Origin of the sequence: Mesorhizobium sp. M7A.F.Ca.AU.002.02.1.1 (assembly GCF_003998535.1) — a bacterium.
Taxonomy (GTDB): Bacteria; Pseudomonadota; Alphaproteobacteria; order Rhizobiales; family Rhizobiaceae; genus Mesorhizobium; species Mesorhizobium ciceri.
Genome location: NZ_RZPB01000628.1, coordinates 1 through 3,551 on the forward strand (window position 1 = coordinate 1; position 3,551 = coordinate 3,551).

The window sequence follows — 3,551 nt, forward strand, 5'->3', positions numbered from 1 at the left end:
ATCTACGAGATCGAACCCGCAAGCCTGATGATCGTGCAAGAGGGCAGCGTCTCGACCCGGCCCTACTGGAGTCTGGAGTATCCCGACCGGGACGCGCCGCCCCGGCACCGGGACGAGCGTGCCGCGGCCGAGGAACTGCGCGCCCTCCTGACGGAGGCGACCCGCATCCGCATGCGCGCCGATGTGCCAGTCGGCGCCTATCTCTCGGGCGGCCTCGATTCCTCCATCACATCGGCGCTGGCGGCGGGCATGGCGCCGGGTGGTTTCAGGACCTTCTCGGTCACCTTCGATAGCGCCGAACATGACGAGAGCCCCTTCCAGCTCGAGATGGCCCGCGCGCTCGGCACGCATCACAGCGCCGTCGCCTGCGGGGAAGGCGATATCGCCGCCGTCTTCCCCGACGTAATCCGTTTCACGGAGCGGCCGATCCTGCGCACTGCCCCTGCCCCGCTCTACAAGCTCTCGAGCCTCGTGCGAGAGGCCGGTTTGAAAGTGGTGCTGACGGGCGAAGGCGCCGACGAAGTCTTTGCCGGCTACGATATTTTCAAGGAGGCCAGGGTTCGGCGCTTTTGCGGGAGACAGTCCGGCTCCCGCATCCGGCCGCATCTGTTCCGCAAGCTCTACCCCTATCTTCCGGGCCTGAGGCAGCAATCGGCCGAGTACCTGTTCTCCTTCTTCGGGGCTAGCGGCGCGACGCTTGACGATCCGCTGTTCTCCCATCGGCCGAGGTTCGACGGCACGGCGGCGACGAAGCTGTTCTACTCGGGCGATCTGCGTGCCACATTGTCCGGATATGACGCCGCCGAGGAGCTCGCCGCGCGGCTGCCCGAGGCGTTCGCCCGCTGGCATCCCTTGCACCAGGCGCAATATCTGGAAGCCCGCTTCCTTCTCCCTGGCTACATCCTGTCCAGCCAGGGCGACCGCATGGCGATGGCCCACGGCATCGAGGGCCGCTTTCCCTTCCTCGACCATCATCTGGTCGAGTTTGCCGCCGGCCTTCCTCCCGAGATGAAGCTGAAGGGGCTCGTGGAGAAGCATATTCTGCGGGAGGCGACCAAAGACCTGCTGCCGGCCGCCATCGGCCGGCGGACCAAGCAGCCCTATCGCGCACCGGATAGCCAGTCCTTCGTTGGGCCGGGCACGAGGGACTATGTCCAGTCGGCCCTGGGCGACGCCGCAGTCAGCGCCGGCGGGCTCTTCAATCCGAAGGCAGTGGCAAAACTACATGAGAAATGCAGCCGCCAGCCGGCCTCCGGCTTTCGCGACAACGCGGCCTTTGTCGGCATCCTGTCGACGCAGCTGTGGCTGACGACTTTCACCGGCACAGGCATTTGCAACGCAAAGGCCGCCTGACACCACCAAGGAAAGCGAACGACATGACCGATACGATCCAAGACGCAGTGAAGGCCTTTGTCATCGAGAACTTCCTGTTCGGCGACACCACCCACGCCCTCGCCGATACGGACTCGCTGATCGAGAACGGCATCATCGATTCGACCGGCGTTCTGGAACTGGTGGCCTTTATCGAGGACCATTGCGGAATCACAGTTGCGGACGCCGATATCGTGCCGGCCAACCTCGATTCACTGGCGCGCATCACGGCCTTCATCACAGCGAAGACCGCATCGCTCGTCGCGGCGTGACGGCTGGCAGCGGAAGGCCCGAGCTCATGCGGGTCGAGCAATTCCTCATCACGAACGCGGACGCGCATGGCGCGAAGACGGCGCTTGTCACCGACCGGGAGCGGTTGCGCTATGACGAGCTCGACGATCTGTCGAACCGGCTTGCGACCGCTCTCGCCGAGAATGGCGTGCAGCGCGGCGACCGCGTTCTCGTCTTCATGGACAATTGCTGGGAAGCCGCCGTCTCGATCTTCGCGGTTCTCAAGGCGGGCGCGACCTTCAGCCCGATCAACGCCTCCACCAAGGCCGACAAGCTCGCTTATGTCATCGACGATTGCGAGGCTGCGGCGATCCTGACTCAGGCCAAGCTGATGCCTGTCGTGATCCAGGCGCGTGCGCTGTCGGACCGGCCGTTCTTCGTCGCGTCGACGCAAGCGCCATCCAGCCATACGCCGGATGGCGCTGCCTCCTTCGAGGATTGTCTCAAGGTCGCGCCCGTGCCCATTCGCCATGGCGGGATCGATATCGACCTCGCCATGCTGATCTACACCTCGGGCTCCACCGGCCGCCCCAAGGGCGTGATGATGACGCATCGCAATATCGATGCCGCGGCCGAATCCATCACGACCTATCTGCGCAACACCCGTGACGACATCATCCTCAATGTCCTGCCCCTGGCTTTCGACTACGGCCTCTATCAACTGCTGATGGCGACGAAGCTCGGCGCGACCCTCGTCCTCGAAAAATCATTCGCCTTTCCGCAGGCCATTTTCGAGCGCATCCGCGCCGAGAAGGTCACCGGTTTCCCGCTGGTGCCGACGATGGCGGCGCTGATCCTGCAGATGCGCGATTTGGCGCCGGGTTTCCTGCCGAGCCTTCGCTATATCTCGAACACCGCCGCCGCCCTGCCGCCGGTGCATATCGCCCGGCTGCGCGAGCTGTTCCCCGGCGTACGGCTCTTTTCCATGTACGGTCTGACGGAATGCAAGCGCTGCACCTACCTGCCCCCGGAGGAGCTGGACCGCCGGCCGGGCTCCGTCGGCATCGCTATTCCCAACACGGAAGCCATCGTGGTCGACGATGTGGGCAACCGCGTGCCACCGGGCGTGGCGGGCGAGTTGGTCATCCGCGGCCCGCATGTCATGCAGGGCTATTGGCGCAACGACGTGGCCACGGAGCAGATGCTGCGTCCCGGGCCGCATCCCTGGGAAAAGCGGCTCCACACCGGTGACCTGTTCCGGACGGACGAGGACGGCTTCCTTTATTTCGTTGGCCGCAAGGACGACATCATCAAGACGCGCGGCGAAAAGGTCGCCCCGAAGGAAGTCGACACTGTGCTGCACGCCCATCCAGGCATCGTGGAAGCCGTGGTGACCGGCGTGCCGGATCCGGTGCTCGGCCACGCCATTGCCGCTCTCGTCGTTCTCTCGGACGAGACCCTGAGCGAGCGGGACATCATTCGCTACTGCGCCGTTCATCTCGAGGATTTCATGGTGCCGAAGCTCATCGAGTTCCGCCGCGAGTTGCCGACGACCGATACCGGAAAGGTCAGCCGAAGGCTGGCGGCCGAAACGTTGGGGACTGCACAATGAATCTCTCCCTCGCCCCGAGCCGTCCCGCCTTCTCGGCCGACGCGCTGACGCTCGACAACGCAGCGGAAACCGATCGCATCGTCGCCGGGTTGCGCGAGCAGCTACGCGGCATGCGCAAGCGCGGGCTCGTGCTCGGCCTCTCTGGCGGCATCGAGTCCAGCGTCTCGGTCGCGCTCGCCGCCCGCGCCGTCGGCGCGAAGAACGTCTTCTGCCTGTTCATGCCGGAAAGCGACTCCGATCCCGACAGCCTCCGCCTCGGCCGGCTGGCCGCCGAAACCTTTGGCGTCGAAGCGATCGTGGAGGATATCGGCCCGACGCTGCACGCGATGGGTTGTTA

Annotated in this window: 3 protein-coding genes and 1 pseudogene; all 4 read left to right on the top strand. The window is 65.0% G+C overall.

The genetic code is table 11. From position 1 onward, the window contains the following. Positions 1–1,353 (top strand): asparagine synthase C-terminal domain-containing protein (locus EN879_RS28175; protein ID WP_164774620.1); only part of this gene is annotated, 1,353 nt, incomplete at its 5' end. Between the two features lie 23 nt (positions 1,354–1,376). Continuing rightward, the gene (locus tag EN879_RS28180; RefSeq protein WP_013525356.1) at positions 1,377–1,643 is read left to right on the top strand and encodes an acyl carrier protein; all 267 of its coding nucleotides are present in this window, start codon (positions 1,377–1,379) and stop codon (positions 1,641–1,643) included. A 26-nt stretch (positions 1,644–1,669) separates the two neighbouring features. After that, the gene (locus tag EN879_RS28185) at positions 1,670–3,214 is read left to right on the top strand and encodes a class I adenylate-forming enzyme family protein (protein ID WP_127274391.1); all 1,545 of its coding nucleotides are present in this window, start codon (positions 1,670–1,672) and stop codon (positions 3,212–3,214) included. Beyond that, positions 3,211–3,551 (top strand): annotated as a pseudogene (gene nadE, locus EN879_RS28190) (NAD(+) synthase); the annotation flags it as partial. The gene EN879_RS28185 and the pseudogene nadE, both read left to right, overlap by 4 nt.

Excerpts from the sequence above, each read along its gene's own strand:
- EN879_RS28185 (WP_127274391.1), top strand. The coding sequence starts at position 1,670 with ATGCGGGTCGAGCAATTCCTCATCACGAACGCGGACGCGCATGGCGCG.
- EN879_RS28180 (WP_013525356.1), top strand. The coding sequence starts at position 1,377 with ATGACCGATACGATCCAAGACGCAGTGAAGGCCTTTGTCATCGAGAAC.